General features: G+C 73.6%; 16 protein-coding genes and 1 tRNA gene. 11 read left to right on the top strand and 6 right to left on the bottom strand.

The annotated features are described in order from the left end of the window. Nucleotides 1-110 precede the first annotated feature (110 nt). Nucleotides 111-2657: an amidohydrolase family protein gene (locus tag FJQ57_RS16130; RefSeq protein ID WP_139982259.1), complete on the top strand. Its 2547-nt coding sequence runs from the start codon at nucleotides 111-113 to the stop codon at nucleotides 2655-2657. Between the two features lie 115 nt (nucleotides 2658-2772). Further along, nucleotides 2773-6150, top strand: a complete 3378-nt coding sequence (locus FJQ57_RS16125; protein ID WP_246081853.1) for a (Fe-S)-binding protein — start codon at nucleotides 2773-2775, stop codon at nucleotides 6148-6150. Between the two features lie 82 nt (nucleotides 6151-6232). Here the strand turns inward: FJQ57_RS16125 and FJQ57_RS16120 are convergent, their stop codons facing one another. Together FJQ57_RS16120 and FJQ57_RS16115 are read right to left on the bottom strand one after the other, a co-directional pair. Continuing rightward, complete coding sequence (locus tag FJQ57_RS16120; RefSeq protein ID WP_139982256.1) at nucleotides 6233-6511, bottom strand: hypothetical protein; 279 nt, start codon at nucleotides 6509-6511, stop codon at nucleotides 6233-6235. 18 nt (nucleotides 6512-6529) lie between these two features. Continuing rightward, nucleotides 6530-8245 (bottom strand): sodium:solute symporter family protein, encoded by a 1716-nt coding sequence (locus FJQ57_RS16115; RefSeq protein WP_211349012.1) that lies wholly within the window; start codon nucleotides 8243-8245, stop codon nucleotides 6530-6532. Nucleotides 8246-8458: 213 nt separating this feature from the next. Here FJQ57_RS16115 and FJQ57_RS16110 point away from each other — a divergent pair, with 213 nt between their 5' ends. The 4 genes from FJQ57_RS16110 to FJQ57_RS16100 all read left to right on the top strand — a co-directional run bounded on the left by FJQ57_RS16110 (nucleotide 8459) and on the right by FJQ57_RS16100 (nucleotide 10707). Further along, nucleotides 8459-9034 carry a toxin-antitoxin system HicB family antitoxin gene (locus FJQ57_RS16110; protein WP_139982250.1) on the top strand — a complete coding sequence of 192 codons (576 nt, stop codon included), beginning with the start codon at nucleotides 8459-8461 and terminating at the stop codon, nucleotides 9032-9034. Between the two features lie 87 nt (nucleotides 9035-9121). Beyond that, nucleotides 9122-9955, top strand: coding sequence for a DUF4097 family beta strand repeat-containing protein (locus tag FJQ57_RS16105; protein WP_139982247.1), 834 nt, complete (start codon nucleotides 9122-9124; stop codon nucleotides 9953-9955). Nucleotides 9956-9991: 36 nt separating this feature from the next. Further along, the gene (locus FJQ57_RS22625) at nucleotides 9992-10153 is read left to right on the top strand and encodes a hypothetical protein (RefSeq protein WP_170219472.1); all 162 of its coding nucleotides are present in this window, start codon (nucleotides 9992-9994) and stop codon (nucleotides 10151-10153) included. Between the two features lie 110 nt (nucleotides 10154-10263). Next, nucleotides 10264-10707 (top strand): response regulator, encoded by a 444-nt coding sequence (locus tag FJQ57_RS16100; protein WP_139982245.1) that lies wholly within the window; start codon nucleotides 10264-10266, stop codon nucleotides 10705-10707. On the opposite strand, the gene FJQ57_RS16095 is transcribed toward FJQ57_RS16100, so the two are convergent. Beyond that, a complete protein-coding gene (locus tag FJQ57_RS16095) occupies nucleotides 10674-11624 on the bottom strand; it encodes a siderophore-interacting protein (protein ID WP_139982242.1) in 951 nt (316 codons plus the stop codon). The genes FJQ57_RS16100 and FJQ57_RS16095 overlap by 34 nt on opposite strands. 63 nt (nucleotides 11625-11687) lie before the next feature. Beyond that, nucleotides 11688-12263 (bottom strand): dCTP deaminase, encoded by a 576-nt coding sequence (gene dcd / locus FJQ57_RS16090; RefSeq protein WP_139982239.1) that lies wholly within the window; start codon nucleotides 12261-12263, stop codon nucleotides 11688-11690. Between the two features lie 65 nt (nucleotides 12264-12328). Here dcd and FJQ57_RS16085 point away from each other — a divergent pair, with 65 nt between their 5' ends. From FJQ57_RS16085 to FJQ57_RS16075, 3 genes are all read left to right on the top strand, one after another. Continuing rightward, nucleotides 12329-13093, top strand: a complete 765-nt coding sequence (locus FJQ57_RS16085; protein ID WP_139982236.1) for an SGNH/GDSL hydrolase family protein — start codon at nucleotides 12329-12331, stop codon at nucleotides 13091-13093. 13 nt (nucleotides 13094-13106) lie between these two features. Continuing rightward, nucleotides 13107-13179: transfer RNA gene (locus FJQ57_RS16080), tRNA-Gly, on the top strand. A gap of 804 nt (nucleotides 13180-13983) precedes the next feature. Then, nucleotides 13984-14640, top strand: a complete 657-nt coding sequence (locus FJQ57_RS16075) for a DUF2461 domain-containing protein (RefSeq protein WP_139982233.1) — start codon at nucleotides 13984-13986, stop codon at nucleotides 14638-14640. A gap of 12 nt (nucleotides 14641-14652) precedes the next feature. Here FJQ57_RS16075 and FJQ57_RS16070 read toward each other — a convergent pair whose 3' ends face one another. Together FJQ57_RS16070 and FJQ57_RS16065 are read right to left on the bottom strand one after the other, a co-directional pair. Beyond that, nucleotides 14653-15444 carry a hypothetical protein gene (locus tag FJQ57_RS16070; RefSeq protein ID WP_139982230.1) on the bottom strand — a complete coding sequence of 264 codons (792 nt, stop codon included), beginning with the start codon at nucleotides 15442-15444 and terminating at the stop codon, nucleotides 14653-14655. Further along, entirely contained in the window at nucleotides 15441-15962 is a 522-nt protein-coding gene (locus tag FJQ57_RS16065; RefSeq protein WP_139982227.1) for a SigE family RNA polymerase sigma factor, read from the bottom strand. The genes FJQ57_RS16070 and FJQ57_RS16065 overlap by 4 nt, the downstream gene beginning before the upstream one ends. Nucleotides 15963-16089: 127 nt before the next feature. Here FJQ57_RS16065 and FJQ57_RS16060 point away from each other — a divergent pair, with 127 nt between their 5' ends. Continuing rightward, on the top strand, nucleotides 16090-16542 hold the full coding sequence (locus tag FJQ57_RS16060; RefSeq protein WP_139982224.1) for a nuclear transport factor 2 family protein: 453 nt from the start codon (nucleotides 16090-16092) through the stop codon (nucleotides 16540-16542). Nucleotides 16543-16609: 67 nt separating this feature from the next. Further along, the gene (locus FJQ57_RS16055) at nucleotides 16610-17404 is read left to right on the top strand and encodes a hypothetical protein (RefSeq protein WP_139982220.1); all 795 of its coding nucleotides are present in this window, start codon (nucleotides 16610-16612) and stop codon (nucleotides 17402-17404) included. Nucleotides 17405-17689 lie beyond the last annotated feature (285 nt).

Below are 17689 nucleotides of genomic sequence, written 5' to 3'. Positions count from 1 at the left end.
CCACCCGGGCGGGCGGCCGTCGCTGCGTTTCGGGGCGCGCGACGGGGTGCCCGGCCTAGAGTGACGCGTCCGTGTCGCGTCCGTCACACCGCTCCCGTCGAGGTGGACCCATGAACCGCCCTCACCGCCGCGTCGCCGCCCCCGCCCTCCTCGCGGTCGCGCTCGTGGTCACCGCGCTCGCGCTGCCCTCCTCCGCCGGCCGCCCGACGGCCTCGCTCCGCGAGGTCAACGAGCAGGTCAAGGCCGCCGCCGGGGTCCCGCACACCGACCCGCCGGGCACGCCCGCGCACACCCACGACCCGCGCTTCAAGAACCAGCTGGCGCGCGGCGGCGAGCAGGGTGTCGAGACCGTCGACCCGACCACCGCCGTCGAGGCCCGCGCCGCGGCGTCGTACGTCGCCTCCGAGCGCGCGCTGCCCGACCCGCGACTGACCCGGGTGCCCGTCCTGCAGCGCCGCCGCCCCGAGCCGCAGGACCGCTACGCGATGGCCGGCGGGTGCTACACGCTCAGCCCTGCCCCGGGGCGCTACCTGGTCCGGTCGGGCAGCGGGCTCCGGGCGGCGGCCGTCGCGCGGGGCAGGGCGGCCCGCTTCCGCTTCGAGCCCACCCGGCTCGGGGCCTACCTCCTCTACACGACCGACCGGCGCTTCCTGGCCGGCAGCGGCGGCCTCGCCGTCGACGACCGCCCCAGCCGCGAGGCGGACTGGACGGTCACCAAGCGGCCGGCGGGGTTCAAGCTGACCCTGCGCGGCAACCGCTCGCTGCAGGCCCGCGGCGCCACGGCGTCCCTCGGGGCAGCCCCGACGCTGTTCCGGCTGCGCACGGTCGGCCCGTGCCCTGCGCACCCCGAGGCCCAGGTCGACATCTCCGGGTGGCCGCACGCCGGCGTCACCCCCTTCCAGGAGGTGCGCGGGTTCGTCGACGCCCACACCCACGGCATGGCCTACGAGTTCCTCGGCGGCCGCGCGCACTGCGGCAAGCCGTGGGACCAGTACGGCGTCACCTACGCCCTCGTCGACTGCCCCGACCACCAGGTGACCGGGGGCAACGGCGCGGTCCTGGAGACCTTCCTGTCCGGCAAGCCGAGCCACGACCCGGTCGGCTGGCCGACCTTCAAGGACTGGCCGGCGCCCGACTCGCTCACGCACGAGGGCACCTACCACCGCTGGATGGAGCGGGCCTGGCGCGGCGGGCTGCGGGTCTTCGTCAACCTGCTCGTCGAGAACAACAAGCTGTGCGAGGTCTACCCGGCCAAGAAGAACAGCTGCGACGACATGGACTCCATCCGCCTCCAGGCCAAGCGGATGTACCAGTTCCAGGACTACGTCGACGCCCAGTTCGGCGGCCCCGGCAAGGGCTTCTACCGGATCGTCAAGACGCCCTTCGAGGCCCGGCGGGTCATCAACGCCGGCAAGCTCGCGGTGGTCATGGGCATCGAGACCAGCGTGCCGTTCGGCTGCACCTTCAAGGCCGTCCTCGGCTCCGACCGCCCGGCGTGCACCGCGGCCGACATCACCCGCCAGATCGGCGAGATGCACCGGATGGGGGTGCGCCAGATGGAGCTGGTCAACAAGTTCGACAACGCCCTGGGTGGCGTCGCCGGCGACGAGGGCTCGACCGGACTGGTCGTCAACGGCGCCAACTTCCTGGAGACCGGCTCCTTCTGGGACATGCGCACCTGCAAACCCGCCGCGACCGAGAACAGTGACCGCACCCAGTTCGCCGCCCCGGGCGGCCTGCCGGCCCAGGACGCGATCTTCGGCGCCATCGGCCAGCTCTTCGGCTCCGTCCTGCCCGCGGTGCCGCTCTACCCGCCGGCCGACCACTGCAACGCCCGCGGCCTGACCTCGCTCGGCGCCCACACCATCCGCGAGCTGGCCAGGCGCGACATGCTCTTCGACCCCGACCACCTCAGCGTCAAGGCCCGCCAGGCCGCGATGGGCGTCATCGAGCAGCTGCGCTACCCCGGCGTCCTGTCCAGCCACTCCTGGTCCACCCCCGACGCCTACCCGCGCATCTACCGGGCGGGCGGGTTCATCACGCCGTACGCCGGCGACTCGACCGGCTTCGTCGACAAGTGGCGCCGCCACGTCGGCTGGGCCGACCCGCGCTACTACTGGGGCATCGGCTACGGCGCCGACATCAACGGCCTCGGGGCGCAGGGCAACCCGCGCGGCGCGTCGGTGCGCAACAAGGTCACCTACCCCTTCAAGGGCATCGGCGGCGTGACCGTCCAGCGGCAGCGGGCCGGCAAGCGGGTCTACGACATCAACCGCGACGGCGTCGCGCAGTACGGCCTGTACCCCGACTGGATCCAGGACCTGAGAAAGGTCGCGGGCGCCACCCGGCCCGGCGACGGCACGGCGATCTTCGACGACATGAGCCGCGGCCCCGAGGCCTACCTGCAGATGTGGGAGCGCGCCACCGGCATCCGGCCGGACTCCTGCCGCAACCCGGGGCTGCGCAAGCCGGTCGGCGCCGTCCGCCGCCTGGTGCGCCCCGGCCTCACCACCGAGCAGGTCATGCGGCGGGTCGGCCAGCCCTTCCGACGGCTCGGCTCGTCGTACGGCGTGTGCGCGAAGGCGCCGGGACGCCCGAAGGTCATGGTGACCATCGACTTCACCCCGAAGGGACGGGTCCGTGCGGTGCGCACCTGAGGTTACCTACCAGTAGGATCCTTCTCACGCCGGAACCCGGCGACCCGCGCGTGTCGGACGCCTAGGCTGCTGGCTGCTCCGCGAGCGCGGACACGAGCAACTTGGGAGTGCCATCGTGCATCATGACCTCGCCCTCTGGGTGCGCCTCGTCGCCCTCGTGGTGGCGATCGCCGGCATCGCCATCGCCGGCAAGCGGATCGTCTTCCTGACCCGGCTGATCACCTCCGGGCAGCCCGCCCCCGACCGCATCAAGGGGGTCACCGGGCGGGTCGGCCTCGCGGTCAAGACCCAGCTGGTCGAGGTCGTCGGCCAGAAGAAGCTGCTGAAGTGGTCGGTGCCCGGCGCCGCGCACGCCTCGGTCTTCTACGCCTTCATCATCCTCGGCACGGTCTACCTCGAGGCCTTCGGCATCCTCATCTCCGGCAACGCCGCCTGGCACATCCCGCTCGTGGGCCAGTGGGCCGTGCTCGGGTTCGCCCAGGACGCGATCGCGCTGCTGGCGCTCGTCGGCATCGCGGCGTTCTGGCAGATCCGGATGAAGAACTCCCCGGCCAAGCTCGGCCGCGACTCGCGGTTCTTCAAGTCCAAGCTGTTCGGCGCCTACCTGGTGCTGTTCCTCATCTTCTCCGTCGTCTGGACGATGTTCTTGTTCCGCGGCGCCGCCTCGGCGCTCGGCAATCTGCCCTACGACTCCGGCGCCTTCGCCTCGATCGGCCTGGGCAACCTGATGGACGGCATCCCCGAGGGCGGGCTCGAGGTCCTCGAGGGCGTCGGCCTGCTGCTCCACATCGGCGTCATGTTCGTCTTCCTCGTCGAGGTCGTGAACTCCAAGCACCTGCACGTGTTCATCGCCCCGATCAACGTGATGTTCGGTCGCCGCCCGGTCGCCCTGGGCGCGGTGAAGAACCTCATCTCCGACGGCAAGACCATCACCCTCGACGACGTCGACGACCTCGACGAGGACTCCAAGCTCGGCGTCGGCGCGGTGGAGGACTTCTCCTGGAAGGGCCTGCTCGACATGGCGACCTGCACGGAGTGCGGTCGCTGCCAGAGCCAGTGCCCGGCCTGGAACACCGAGAAGCCGCTGTCCCCCAAGCTCCTCATCATGGCGCTGCGCGACGCGGCGTACGCCAAGGGCCCGGCGATCATCGCGGGCGAGGGCAAGCGCGAGGCCCTGCTCGAGGGCAACGAGACGCTGGTCAAGGAGATGGAGCGCCCGCTCGTCGGCGACACCGGCGACGACTGGTTCTACATGCCCGAGGACGGCTCCGGCGTCATCGACCCCGACGTGCTGTGGTCGTGCGTGACCTGCGGCGCCTGCGTCAACCAGTGCCCGGTCGACATCGAGCACGTCGACCACATCGTCGACATGCGCCGCTACCAGGTGCTGGTGGAGTCCAACTTCCCCGCCGAGCTCAACGGGCTCTTCAAGGGCATGGAGAACAAGGGCAACCCGTGGAACATGTCGCCCACGGCGCGCATGGACTGGGCCAAGGACCTCGACTTCGAGGTCAAGGTCGTGGGCGAGACCATCGAGTCGCTCGACGAGGTCGACTGGCTGTTCTGGGTCGGCTGCGCCGGCGCCTACGAGGACCGCGCCAAGAAGACCACCCGCGCGGTGGCCGAGCTGCTCGACATGGCCGGCGTCTCGTTCGGCGTCCTCGGCAACGGCGAGACCTGCACCGGTGACAGCGCCCGCCGCGCCGGCAACGAGTTCGTCTTCCAGGGCCTGGCCCAGCAGAACGTCGAGGTGCTCACCGAGGCGAAGGCCAAGAAGGTCGTCTCGACCTGCGCCCACTGCTTCAACACGCTGAAGAACGAGTACAAGGACTTCGGCATCGAGCTCGAGGTCGTCCACCACACCCAGCTGCTCAACCGCCTGGTGCGCGAGGGCAAGCTGACCCCGGTCCAGGACGGCGCGGGCGCCCACAAGCGCTCCATCACCTACCACGACCCGTGCTACATCGGCCGCCACAACGGCGTCTACACGCCGCCGCGCGAGCTGCTGCAGATCCTGCCGGGCGCGACGTACGTCGAGATGGAGCGCAACAGCGAGCGGTCCTTCTGCTGCGGCGCCGGCGGGGCGCGGATGTGGATGGAGGAGAACATCGGTTCTCGCATCAACGTCAACCGCTCCGAGGAGGCCGTCGGCACCGGCGCCGACCAGATCGCGGTCGGCTGCCCGTTCTGCCGGGTCATGCTCTCCGACGGCCTGACCGGCCTGCAGGACAAGGGCGAGGCCCGCGAGGAGGTCGAGGTCCTCGACGTCGCGCAGATGCTGCTCGCCTCGGTCAAGGGTGCGCCCGCGACCAAGCTGCTCCCGGGCGCCGGCGCCGAGGCCAAGGCCGCGGTCCCGGCGGGCGCCAAGCACGGGGTGAGCGACAAGGCCGCCCCGGCCCCGACCCAGCCGGCCACCGAGGAGCCCGCCTCGGCCAAGGGCGGCGGCGGCGCCGGCGGCAACGAGGGCAAGGCGGCCGGCGGCGGCTCCTCGCTCTTCGACACCCCCGTCGAGCCCGAGACCGCCACGCCCGCCAAGGCCCCGGCCGAGGAGGCCACGGCGGCCAAGCCCGCGTCGTCCGGCGGGTCGCTGTTCGACCTGGGCGGCGACGGGGACGGCGCCGCCGACGAGGCGCCGGCCACGCCGGCATCCTCCGGCGGGTCGCTCTTCGACCTGGGCGGCGACGAGCCGGCCCCGGCCAAGGCCCAGGCCACGACCGAGGCCGAGCCCGAGGCCACGACCGAGGCCACGACCGAGGCCAAGCCCGCGGCGTCCGGCGGCGGTTCGCTCTTCGACATCGCCGCCGACGAGCCCACCCCGGCCCCCGCGGCCGACGCGAAGGCTGCGGAGACGCCCCCGGAGCCCGCGCCGGCGAAGGCCGAGCCGACCGCCGACCTCGGGTCGGGCGGGTCGCTGTTCGACATCGCCGCCGACGAGCCGGCCCCGGCGCCGGCCGCCCAGGCCGAGCCGGAGCCGACCCCGGAGCCCGAGCCCACCCCGGTGGCGAGCACCCCGCCCGCGGCGCCGGCCGAGCCGGCCCAGCCGGCCCAGCCGGAGGTCGACCTGTCCTCGGGCTCGCTGTTCGACATCGCCGCCCCGGAGCCCGCCGCCCCGGCGGCCCCGGCCACCTCGTCGGAGCCGACCCCGGAGCCCGAGCCGGAGCCGGCCGCGGAGCCCGCGCCGGCCAGCGAGCCGGAGCCCGAGCCGGAGCCCGAGCCCGCCCCTGCGGCGGAGGAGGGTCAGCCGGGCACGTTGTCGGGCGGTCCGGCGGTCAGTGCCGCGGCCACGGCCGTCGCCGCCGACGAGCCGGAGGAGGAGACCGAGGCCGAGGCCCTGGTCGAGGAGACCGAGCAGGCCGAGGACTCGCCCGCCGCGCCCGCCGCCCCGTCGGCGAGCAGCAACGGCTCGAGCGCCGGCTCCAGCAACGGCACGGGTGACGCGCACCAGCCGCGCACCGACGTCGAGATCGGTGGCGGGTCGCTCTTCGACCTCTGACCGCCGCCCCTCACCGCTGACCCGTCGTGGACCCACGACGGGTCAGCGCGTTCTACAGGCAGTGTGGTGCGAGCGGGTCCCGTCAGTGCTTGGGGGCGGGGAGGTCGTCGGGGCCGGCGGTGTGCTCGGGGACGACGACGGGCCGCAGCCGCGACCAGGCGATGAACACCAGCCCGACGACGAGCAGGCCGAGGCCCGCCCACAGGTTGGCGTTGACGCCGGCGGTCTTCTCGCCGCCCTCGTCGCCGTCGACGAGGCGCGTGACGAGCAGGATGACGCCGTACGCCGTGAGGAGGGCGCCGATGACGTTGCGGATGTCGAGCGCGCCGGCGGTGTGCTTCTTCTCGTTGCTGTCAGCCATGAGGTGCTCCGTTCGGGGTCAGAAGACGAAGTTCAGGACGACGACCGCGGCCAGCGCGATGCCGGCCAGGGGCAGGGTGCGGCGGTACCAGGGGTACTCCGCCTCGCGCGGGTCCACGAGGTCCTCCCGCGGCGTCTCGGACCACACCAGGCCCTTGAGCTCCGAGGACGGCTTGGGGGTGCCCGCCAGCGAGATGACCACGCTGAGGACGATGTCGATGGCGAAGGCAGCACCGGCCGCGACGAAGGACGCCCCCTGCCCCGAGAGCGGGATGACGCCGAGGCTGGCCGAGCCGAACGCGTCCTCGGACAAGAAGGCCACCGCCACGGCCGACAACGTGCCGGCCACGAGGCCGACCCAACCGGCGGTCGCGGTCATCCGCTTCCAGAACATGCCGAGGATGAACGTCGCGAAGAGCGGCGCGTTGAAGAACCCGAACAGCGTCTGGAGGTAGTCCATGATGTTGGAGAAGTTCGAGGCCAGCGTGGCGGTGAAGATTGCGATGACCGTCGCCCCGACCGTGGCCAGCCGGCCGACCGTGAGGTAGTAGCGGTCGTCGCGGTCCTTGACGGCGTAGGACTGCCAGAGGTCGTAGCTGAAGACGGTGTTGAACGCCGAGATGTTGGCCGCCATGCCGGCCATGAAGGCGGCCATCAGACCGGCGATGGCGATGCCGAGCAGGCCGTTGGGCAGCACGTCGCGCATCAGGTAGAGCAGCGAGTCGTTGAACTCCACCGGCGCGCCCGTCGGGTCGGTGACCGACCCGCCCGCCTTGACGTCGGCGATCTCGGTCACCGCGACGGCGGCGATCATGCCGGGCAGGATCGTGATGAACGGGACCAGGATCTTGGGGAACGCGCCGATGATCGGCGTCTTGCGGGCCGAGGAGATCGAGTCGGAGGCCATGGCGCGCTGGACCTCGACGAAGTTGGTCGTCCAGTAGCCGAAGGACAGCACGAACCCGAGACCGAACACGATCCCGATGACCGAGAGGACGTCGGAGCTGAAGCCGGTCAGGTTGGTGCCGGGCCAGCTGTTGAGCTGGGCCGTGGCGTCGGCCGCGGTCGGCGAGGCCTCGGTGATCCGCTGCTTGAGCCCGTCCCAGCCACCGACCTCGTGCAGGCCGATCAGGGTCAGGGGCAGCAGGGCGGCCACGATGACGAAGAACTGCAGCACCTCGTTGTAGATCGCCGCACTCAGCCCGCCGAGGGTGATGTAGGCCAGCACGACGACCGCCGCCACGATGAGCGAGACCCACAGCGACCAGCCGAGGAGCGCCTCGATGATGGTGGCGAGCAGGTAGAGGTTGATGCCGGCGATGAGCAGCTGGGCGACGGCGAAGGAGATCGCGTTGACCAGGTGGGCCGGCGGCCCGAAGCGGCGGAGCATGAACTCCGGCACCGAGCGCACCTTCGAGCCGTAGTAGAACGGCATCATCACGACGCCGAGGAAGAGCATCGCGGGGATGGCGCCGATCCAGAAGTAGTGCACCGCCGGCAGGCCGAACTCGGCCCCGTTGGCCGACATGCCCATGATCTCGACCGCGCCGAGGTTGGCCGAGACGAAGGCCAGACCCGTGACCCAGGCGGGCAGGGACCGGCCCGAGAGGAAGAAGTCGACCGAGTCGCTCACCTGGCGGCGGGCCAGGAGCCCGATGCCGAGGACGAACCCGAAGTACAGCGCGACGATGAGGTAGTCGACGACGCTCGCGTTGATGAGGGTGTCCGAGGCCAGGGGTGCGGGGACGGCCATGGGTGCTCCTTCCGAGAGACAACCTTCGCAATGTAGGAGCGCCCCTCCGGCCTGCCACCACCCCCACGGCTAGGGCGACCGGCGCCCGTCGTACGGCTGGCGGCGCGGCGTCGCGCCCCTCGCGCACCACGACGGCACCGCCGTGGTGTCAGATTAGCCTTGACGTGACACCACTGTGGTGTCACAGTGGTGCCCATGGACATCACCCCGTACGTCGACCACCTACGGCGCGACCTGCTGGCCGCGGCCGAGGGCGCGGGCGAGGAGCTCCGGTCGGCCGCGGAGCGGCTCGGGTTCGCCCTCGACCCCGCCGCCCGGCTCGCCCTGATGGAGGCGGTCAGCCAGGCCTGCGCGGAGATCACGGCCGAGATGCCGGCCGGGGGGGTCGACGTGCGCCTCGACGGACGCGACCTCGCCTTCGTCGTCGACCAGCCCGTGCCGGTCGCTCCGGCCGAGGCCCCGGCACCACCGGCCCCGCCCGCGCCCCCGGCGCCACCCGAGGACGACGGCACCGCCCGCATCACGCTGCGGCTCCCCGAGTCGGTCAAGGCCCGGGCCGAGGACGCCGCCGCGGCGGCCGGCCAGTCCCTCAACACCTGGCTCGTCGGTGCCGTCCGCGCCGCGACCCAGTCGGGCGTCGTCCACGTCGACGTCGACCTCTCCAGCACCCCGTTCACCGGCGGCCCGACCCCGCCGACGCCCAGCCTGCCGCCGTTCCCCTCCTTCCCCGGCACCGGCCGCGGCCGGCGCCGCATGACCGGCTGGGTCTGACCCGCAACCCACCCCTCCCGCCCCACCCGGGTCCGGCACCGCCGGTCCCGCGGACGAGCACACCCACCCGCACCCGAGGAGCACCCCGTGACCGACCAGACCGAGCACCACTTCGAGACCCACGAGCCCGTCGAGCTGTACGTCGAGAACGGCCGCGGCACGGTGGAGGTCCGCGCGACCGACACCACCGAGACCACCGTCCACCTCGAGGGGCCCGAGGCCGAGCACGTCCGCGTCGAGCTCGACGGCCGCCTCCTCAGCGTGGTCGCCCCCGAGCGCCGCTCGGGGCTGTTCTCCGGCGACCGCGCGCTCGACGTCGTCATCACGCTCCCCTCCGGCAGCGCCGTCGGCGCCAAGCTGGGCAGCGCCGACCTCCGGGTCACCGGCAGCACCAGCCACGCGCAGGTGCGCAGCGGGTCCGGCGACGTCTCCTTCGAGGCCCTCACCGACACCGCGGTCGTCGAGACGGGCTCGGGCGACGTCCGGGTCGGCGCCGTCGGCGGCGACCTGCGCATCAAGAGCGGCTCGGGTGACGTCACCCTCGACACCGTCTCGGCCGCCGTCGCGGCCTCCACCGGGTCCGGTGGCGTCGCCGTGCGGGAGTCGACCGGCGCCCTGGTCGTCAAGACCGGTTCCGGCGACCTCGTCGTCGGCCGCACCTCGGCCGACGTCGGCCTGACCACCGGCAGCGGCGACGCCCGCGTCGACCTGGTCACCGCGGGCACGGTCCGGGTCAAGGGCGCCTCGAGCGACGTCCGCGTCGGCGTCGCCGGTGGCGTTCCGGTCTGGACCGACGTCTCCTCCCTCACCGGGAGCATCCGTTCCGACCTCGTCGGTGCAGGGAAGCCCGGCCCCGACCAGCAGCACGTCGAGATCCGCGCCGTGACCGTCAGCGGCGACGTCGTCCTCGAGCAGCGCTGACCACTCCTCCCACCACCGACACCCAGGAGCCCGACCATGAACTACGAGAACGAGGCCCTCGCCAGCACCCGCCGCCCGGTCCCGACCGACGACCCGCTCGCCCGTCACCGCGCCGAGCTCACCACCACGCGGCGCCGGCAGCGCCGCCACCTCCTCGCCGACCGCGTACGCCGGGTCGCCGAGCGCATCGACGGCTGACCCAGACGTCCAGCCGATCTTGGGCTTGTCTTGAGATCGGTTGTCTACCGTCGTCGACGACCCTGGGGTGGCTCGGCACCGCACCAGGCCCAGGACCGAAAGACGCTTCCATGGCCACCGTGCTCGTCGCCGACGACGACACCGACATCGCCCAGCTCGTGCGCCGGGTGCTCACCTCGGCAGGGCACGACGTGCTCGTGGCGCCCGACGGCGTCCGCGCGCTCGTGCACGTCGCCGCGGTCGACCTCGTCGTGCTCGACGTGTCGATGCCGACCCTCGACGGGCACGAGGTCACCGCGCTGCTCCGCGAGACCCACCACACCCACGACGTGCCGGTGCTGGTCATCTCCAGCGACACCACGCCCGCCGCGATCGAGGCCGCGCTCGACGCCGGCGCCGACGGCTACCTGCCGAAGCCGATCGTGCCGACCGAGCTGGTCCGCCGCGTGGACCACCTGCTCGCCACGACGGCGGGGTCGCGCCGCGCCGCCCGCCGGGTCGGCGCCCTGCGCCGTCGGCGTCAGGACTTCATCGCGACGCCCAGCCTCCAGTAGCCCATGAACGCGACCTGGTGCCGGTCCACGCCCAGGTCCTTGACCAGGGCCCGGCGCAGGCCGGTGACGACCTTCGACTCCCCCGCGATCCAGGCGTACATGCCCTCGAGGTCGCTGCCGACGTGGCGCTGCGGCGCGTCGACGTCCTCGCCGGAGGAGCTGTAGGCCGGGGTCTCCCACAGGTCGGGGTCGACGTCGTCGTCGCTGACCTCGACGTACCGGGCGCCCGCGCCGAGGTGGTCGAGCACCGCGCGGTGGAGCTCGACGCCGCGCTCGGCGCCGTCGCGCGGCAGCCAGGTCAGGCCGACGCCCGACGGCACGTCGAGCTCGAGGCGGTCCTCGCTCGTCGGGACCTCGAGGAAGGCGTGGCCGCGCACCCCCGGCTGCAGCGAGCACAGCTGCTCCAGGATCGCCGAGACCGCCGGCACCGCCGTCTCGTCGCCGACGAGCAGCAGGTGGCGCGCGTCGCCGGGGACGAACTCGATGCCGCCGTACGGCACGCCGCGGCGCGGCGCCATCATCACCAGCCGGTCGCCGAGCTGCGCGGAGCGGCCCCACGTGCCGGCCGGGCCGCACTCGCCGCCGTGCACGACCACGTCGACGACGACGCGGGTCGAGGCGCCGTGCCCGAGCACCCGACGCACGGTGTAGGTGCGCATGTGGCCGCGCTCCTCGACCGGCCGGTCGAGCCAGGTCGACAGCCAGGACTCGTCGGCGCCGTCGAAGCTCGGCAGCGGGCCGCCCTCGTGCGGGAAGACCAGCTTGATGCGCTGGTCCCACCACGGGCCGTCGACACCGAGGTCGGCCAGCCCGGGGGCGGTGAGCTCGACGCGCACGAAGCTGGGCGAGAGCCGCTCGACCGAGACGCACTCCACCTCCTCGAGCAGGAGGGGCAGGTCGGACGTCGTGCTCGTCATGGGGCGCGGCCTCACGTGCTGGGGATCAGGTTAGGCTCACCTTACCTGGCCCCGCAGTGCGCGTCAGATCGCGGTGCGGTGGAAGTTCTGGTAGCTCCGCGACGGCGTCGGCCCGCGCTGGCCCTGGTAGCGCGAGCCGTACTTGGCCGAGCCGTACGGGTGCTCCGAGGCCGAGCTCAGCCGGAAGAAGCAGAACTGCCCGATCTTCATGCCCGGGTAGAGCTTGATCGGCAGCGTGGCCACGTTGGCCAGCTCGAGGGTCACGTGCCCGGAGAACCCGGGGTCGACGAACCCGGCCGTGGCGTGGGTGAGCAGCCCGAGCCGCCCCAGCGACGACTTGCCCTCCACGCGCGCGGCGATGTCGTCGGGCAGGCTCACGACCTCGTACGTCGACCCCAGCACGAACTCGCCTGGGTGCAGGATGAACGGCTCGTCGCCCTCGGGCTCGACCATGCGCGTGAGGTCGGACTGGTCGGCGGCGGGGTCGATGTGGGGGTAGCGGTGGTTCTCGAAGACCCGGAAGAACCGGTCGAGGCGCACGTCGACCGACGACGGCTGCATCATCCCGGGGTCCCAGGGCTCGAGCGCGACCCGTCCGGCGTCGACTTCGGCCAGGATGTCGCGGTCTGACAGCAGCACGCCCGCACCCTACCGGCGGCAGGCCCGCTCACCGGCCCGTCCTCGCCAGGCAGGACCATGGCCATGTGACCCACCCCTACCGCCGCTACGTCGCCCTCGGCGACTCCTTCACCGAGGGCGTCGGCGACCCCGACCCGTCTCGGCCCAACGGCGTCCGGGGCTGGGCCGACCGCGTCGCCGAGGTCCTCGGCCGCCAGGAGCCCGACTTCGGCTACGCCAACCTGGCCATCCGCGGCCGCAAGCTCGGCCCGATCCTGGCCGAGCAGCTCGAGCCCGCCCTCGACCTCGAGCCCGACCTCGTCACCGTGTACGCGGGCGCCAACGACATCCTGCGGCCGCAGGTCGACGTCGACGCCCTCGTCGCGGCGTACGACGACGCGCTGGGTCGGCTCGCCGCCACCGGCGCCCGGGTGCTGGTGTGGACCGCGTTCGACCCGGGTGGGTCGGCGACGTTCGGGCTGCTGCGCGGGCGGTTCGCGATCTACAACGAGCTGGTCCGCGAGGCCGCCGACCGGCACGGCGCGACGATCGTCGACTACTGGCGGATGCGCGAGTACCGCGACTGGGGCCTGTGGGACCCCGACCGCATGCACATGGGCCCGGCCGGCCACCAGCACATGGCTGCCACCGTGCTCGACCTGCTCGGCGTCGAGCACGACCTCCAGCCGCTGCCCGGCACGGTCGTCGCGACGGGGCGGGTGCACGCGCTGCGCGCCAACGCCGACTGGGTCCGCACCTCCGCCGCACCGTGGGTGCACCGCCGGCTCACCGGACGCTCCTCCGGCGACGGGCTCGACCCGCGGCACGCGACGTACACCAGGCTGGGATAGCATCGGGCGCACTGCGGATGTAGCTCAGTTGGTAGAGCGCGACCTTCCCAAGGTCGATGTCGCGAGTTCGAGTCTCGTCATCCGCTCTGTTGGACTGGTCGCTCCGCCCTGCGGCCGTGCCGCGGCCCCGCGCCCCTCCGGCTCGCTGCCGCCGACCTGGTACGGCGCGGCCGACCGGCACCCTGCCTCCGCGCTCCGCTCCCGGCGCCGCGTGGCCCGGCCGCGCTGTGGCCCGGGCGCCTCAGGGCGGTCGAGTCGAACGGGTCGCTCCGCCCTGCGGCCGTGCCGCGGCCCCGCGCCGCTCCGGCTCGCTGCCGCCGACCTGGTACGGCGCGGCCGACCGGCACCCTGCCTCCGCGCTCCGCTCCCGGCGCCGCGTGGCCCGGCCGCGCTGTGGCCCGGGCGCCTCAGGGCGGTCGAGTCGAACGGGTCGCTCCGCCCTGCGGCCGTGCCGCGGCCCCGCGCCGCTCCGGCTCGCTGCCGCCGACCTGGTACGGCGCGGCCGACCGGCACCCTGCCTCCGCGCTCCGCTCCCGGCGCCGCGTGGCCCGGCCGCGCTGTGGCCCGGGCGCCTCAGGGCGGTCGAGTCGAACGGGTCGCTCCGCCCTGCGACCGTGCCGCGGCCCCGCGCCGCTCCGGCTCGCTGCCGCCGACCTGGTACGGCGGGGCCGACCGGCACCCTGCCTCCGCGCTCCGCTCCCGGCGCCGCGTGGCCCGGCCGCGCTGTGGCCCGGGCGCCCGTGCCGCGGCCACACGCTGGTCGAGGAGGTTGCGCAGCAACCGTCTCGAGACCACGCGACCGCAGCCGACACGTGGTCCCGAGGCGGGCGCCCGGGGTGCCCGGCTCCTCCACCGTGGGCCACGGGCCGCGGCCCGCCTAGGCTCGAGCCGTGCAGTTCACCGGCTTCCCCGTCGCCGCGCTCGACTTCTACGACGACCTCGAGGTCGACAACACCAAGTCGTTCTGGGAGGCGCACAAGCACGTCTACGAGGAGTCGGTGCGCCAGCCGTTCGTCGCGCTGACGACCGCGCTGGAGCCGGAGTTCGGGCCGGCCAAGGTGTTCCGGCCCTACCGCGACGTCCGGTTCGCGAAGGACAAGACGCCGTACAAGACGCACCAGGGCGCGTTCGTCGGCGCCGGACCGTCGCTGGGCTGGTACGTCGAGCTCTCGCCGCGCGGCGTCCGAGTCGGGGGTGGGTTCTACGAGGCCTCCGGCGCGCGGCTGGGCGCGATCCGCGAGGCGATGACCGACGACAAGCGCGGTCCGGCCCTGCGGCGGGTCCTCACCAGGCTCGAGAAGGCCGGCTTCGAGGTCGGCGGCGACCGGCTGAAGACCACGCCCCGCGGGTACGCCGCCGACCACCCGCGCATCGAGCTGCTGCGGCACCGCTCGCTGGTGGTCGGCCGCGGCTACGGGTTCGAGAAGGTCATCCACACCCCGGCCGTCATGACGCTGGTGCGCGACGACTGGCGCACGCTGCGGCCCCTCGTCACCTGGCTCCAGGACGCGGTCGCCGGGGTCCCCGAGGACCTCCGCCAGCGCTAGCCCACCGCCCAGTCAGCCGCCGAACCAGACCTCGCTCGTCACCAGCCGGACGGCGTCGGCCTCGCTGATCGGGGGCGCCGGGGCGACGGGCTCGGCCCGGCCGTCGGGGGAGTCGTAGGAGACGAGGCTGACGACGTACCCGTGCCGCCACGCCCACACCGACCGCGAGGTGACGCCGTCGGCGGTCTCGTCGTGGAGGAGCAGCAGCACCCCGTCGCGGGTCTCGCACCGGCCGGCGGGCTGCCCGTCGGGCTGGTCGGCGGGGTCGACGAGGGCCTCGCAGGACGCCAGGCCGTCGGCGCGCTCGATGCCGACGGTGGTGAGCGTGCCGTCGTAGCGGAAGTGGACCATCTTGTCCTGCCGCTCGTCCGAGACCCCGTACGGCGCCTGGGTGAGCGGGTCCGACACGGTGCCGCCGAGCTCGCGGCCGACGATCCCCGGCACGTCGTACGCCGAGACGGTGACGAGCGCGTCGACCTGGCCGGCGGGCGGCGTCACCGGCGCCTCGGTCGGCTCCGCGGTGGGCGTGGGCGTGGTGACCGGCTCGGTGACCGGCTGGTCGGCGTACTCGGGGGCCGTGCGCGCCTCGCCCCCGAGCAGCGTGGGACCCACGCCCGCCGCGACGCCGATGACGCCGACGACGGCGGCCGCGGCGAGCGCGGTCCCGACGCGGCGGCGCCGGCGGAGGGTGCGGCCACGGGCGGTGCCGCCCCGCACGATCCGGTCGACGTCGACCGCGAGGTCGTGCTCCAGCCCGTCCGTGGCGTCGCGGAGCAGGCGGGACGCCGGGTGGTGGTCGTTCATGAGGGGTGCCTCTCGGTGTCGGCGGAGAACGAGCTGCCGAGCAGCGGACGGATGCGGTCGAGTGCCCGGAGGCTGCGGCTGCGGACCGCGCCGGGCGAGCAGCCCATGCGGTCGGCGGTCTCCTCGACGCTGAGGTCCTCGAGGTAGCGCAGCACGAGGACCGTGCGGTCCTTCGGGGCCAGCCCGTCGAGCGCCGCGAGCAGCGCGAGGCGGGTGGCGGCCCGGTCGGTGCCGTCGTCGACGGGCCGCTCGGGCAGCGTCCCGGTCGGGCGCTCGGTGCTGCTGCGCCGGCGCCGGCTGCTCAGGAACGTCCGCGTCAACGTCGTCTGGGCGTAGGCGACCGGGTTCTCGATCGGGCTGCGGAAGGCGGCGTGCCACCGCACGTAGACCTTGGCCAGGGTCTCCTGGACCAAGTCCTCGGCGAGGTGGGCGTCCCCGCACAGCAGCCAGGCCGAGCGCAGCAGCACCGGGGTCCGCGCCCGCGCGAACTCCTCGTACTCCTCGTCGTGGCCGGGCATCTCGTTCTCCTGGGTGGTGGGTGGTGCGTCGGCGTCACTCCTCCAGACGCCGCCCGCGGCCTCCGCGTCACACCCGAGTTCGCCGCGACCACTAGAACAGGTTCTAGTTCCGCCGTACGCTCCCGCCATGATCACCTCCGAGGCCATCACCTGGCTGGCCACCGACGACGACCACCCGGCCCGCCGCGCCAGCCAGCGCTCCTACTCGGCGGTGGCCAAGGGCGACCTGGCCGAGTGGCTGACCGTCTACCACCAGGACGCGGTGCTCGAGGACCCCGTCGGCCCGTCGATGTTCGACCCCGAGGGCCGGGGCCACCGCGGGCACGCGGGCCTGGCGGCGTTCTGGGAGCAGGCCATCGCGCCGGTGGACCGCTTCGCGTTCACCATCACCGAGTCACTGGCCAACCCGGGCAGCGGCACGTGCGCCAACGTGGGCAGCATCCGCACCTCCTTCGAGGACGGCTCCTGGACCGTGACCGACCTGGTCATGGTGTACGTCGTCGCCGACGACGGCCGGGTGCTCTCCATGCGCGCCTTCTGGGAGCCCGAGCGGACGATGGCGTCGTTCACGCGCGGCTGATCGGGTCCTCACCGCCGGTTCACCCGCCGCTCACCTCGCCCTCACCCGCGGCGCGCAGGGTGGGGAGGTGGCCCAGCGGCGCGCATACCTCCACGTCGGACTCGACGACGGTTCCGGCGACGTGGTCGCCGACGCCCTCGACCGCCACGCCCACGCCCTGCTCGACCTGCGCGTACGCCGGGCGGCCGACCCGGCCGAGACGTTCCGCGGCGTCGTGGAGGTGCTGGGCTGCCCCGCCGCCTGGGGCGTCGACCCCGACGAGGTCGAGGGCTCCTGGTCGGCACTGATCTCCGATGTGCGCCGGGGGCGCGACACGATCGTGCTGACCGAGTCGCTGCTGGCCGGCGTCGGGACCGACGGGGCCCGCACCGTGGTCGGTGCGCTCGACGGCTTCGACGTGCACGCCGTCGTCACCGCGCGCGCCCCCGGACCCGGTGGCGGCCCCGAGCTCGGCGACGTCCTCCCCCGCTGGGCCGGTGCGGTCGGCGCGGCCGAGCGGGTGCACGTGCTCCTCGGCGACCCCGCCACCACCTGGCGGGCCCTGGGCCTGGTCGCCGGCTTCGGCACCGCCTCGCTCCGCGTGGACGGCCCGTGCCCACCCGACCGGCCGCTCGACCCCGAGCGCGCCGCGGCCTGGCGGACGGCGCTCGACGCGGCGCCGTACGACGTGGTGGGCGACCCGGACCTGCTGACCGTCGGCGACCCCGCCGCCGACCTCCTGGCCGAGACCGGTCGGGAGCTCGCCGACGCCCGGCACGAGCTCGCCGTCCTCCGCCGCCGCAACGACGACCTCACCCGCCGCCTCGACCGCGCCGACCGCAAGCGCCGCAAGCTCAAGCGCCGCCTCCGCGAGCTCGCCTGAGCTCAGGCACACCCACCCGTGAGTCGAGGGGGACGGCGTCCCGTCTCGTGGTCTCGAGACAGGCGCCAGCGCGCCTTCCTCGACCACCGAGTGGCCCGATCAGCTCCTCGGCCGACCCACACGGTGGTCGAGGAGGGACGAAGTCCCGTCTCGAAACCACACAACCGCAGCCGACGAGGCGGTCTCGAGACAGGCGCCAGCGCGCCTTCCTCGACCACCGAGTGGCCCGATCAGCTCCTCGGCCGACCCACACGGAGGTCGAGGAGGGACGAAGTCCCGTCTCGA

This window comes from Nocardioides litoris (assembly GCF_006346315.1).
In the GTDB taxonomy this organism is placed as follows: Bacteria; Actinomycetota; Actinomycetes; order Propionibacteriales; family Nocardioidaceae; genus Nocardioides; species Nocardioides litoris.
Note: the sequence above shows the minus strand (reverse complement) of the source record. Positions and strands in the feature narration are given on the sequence as shown.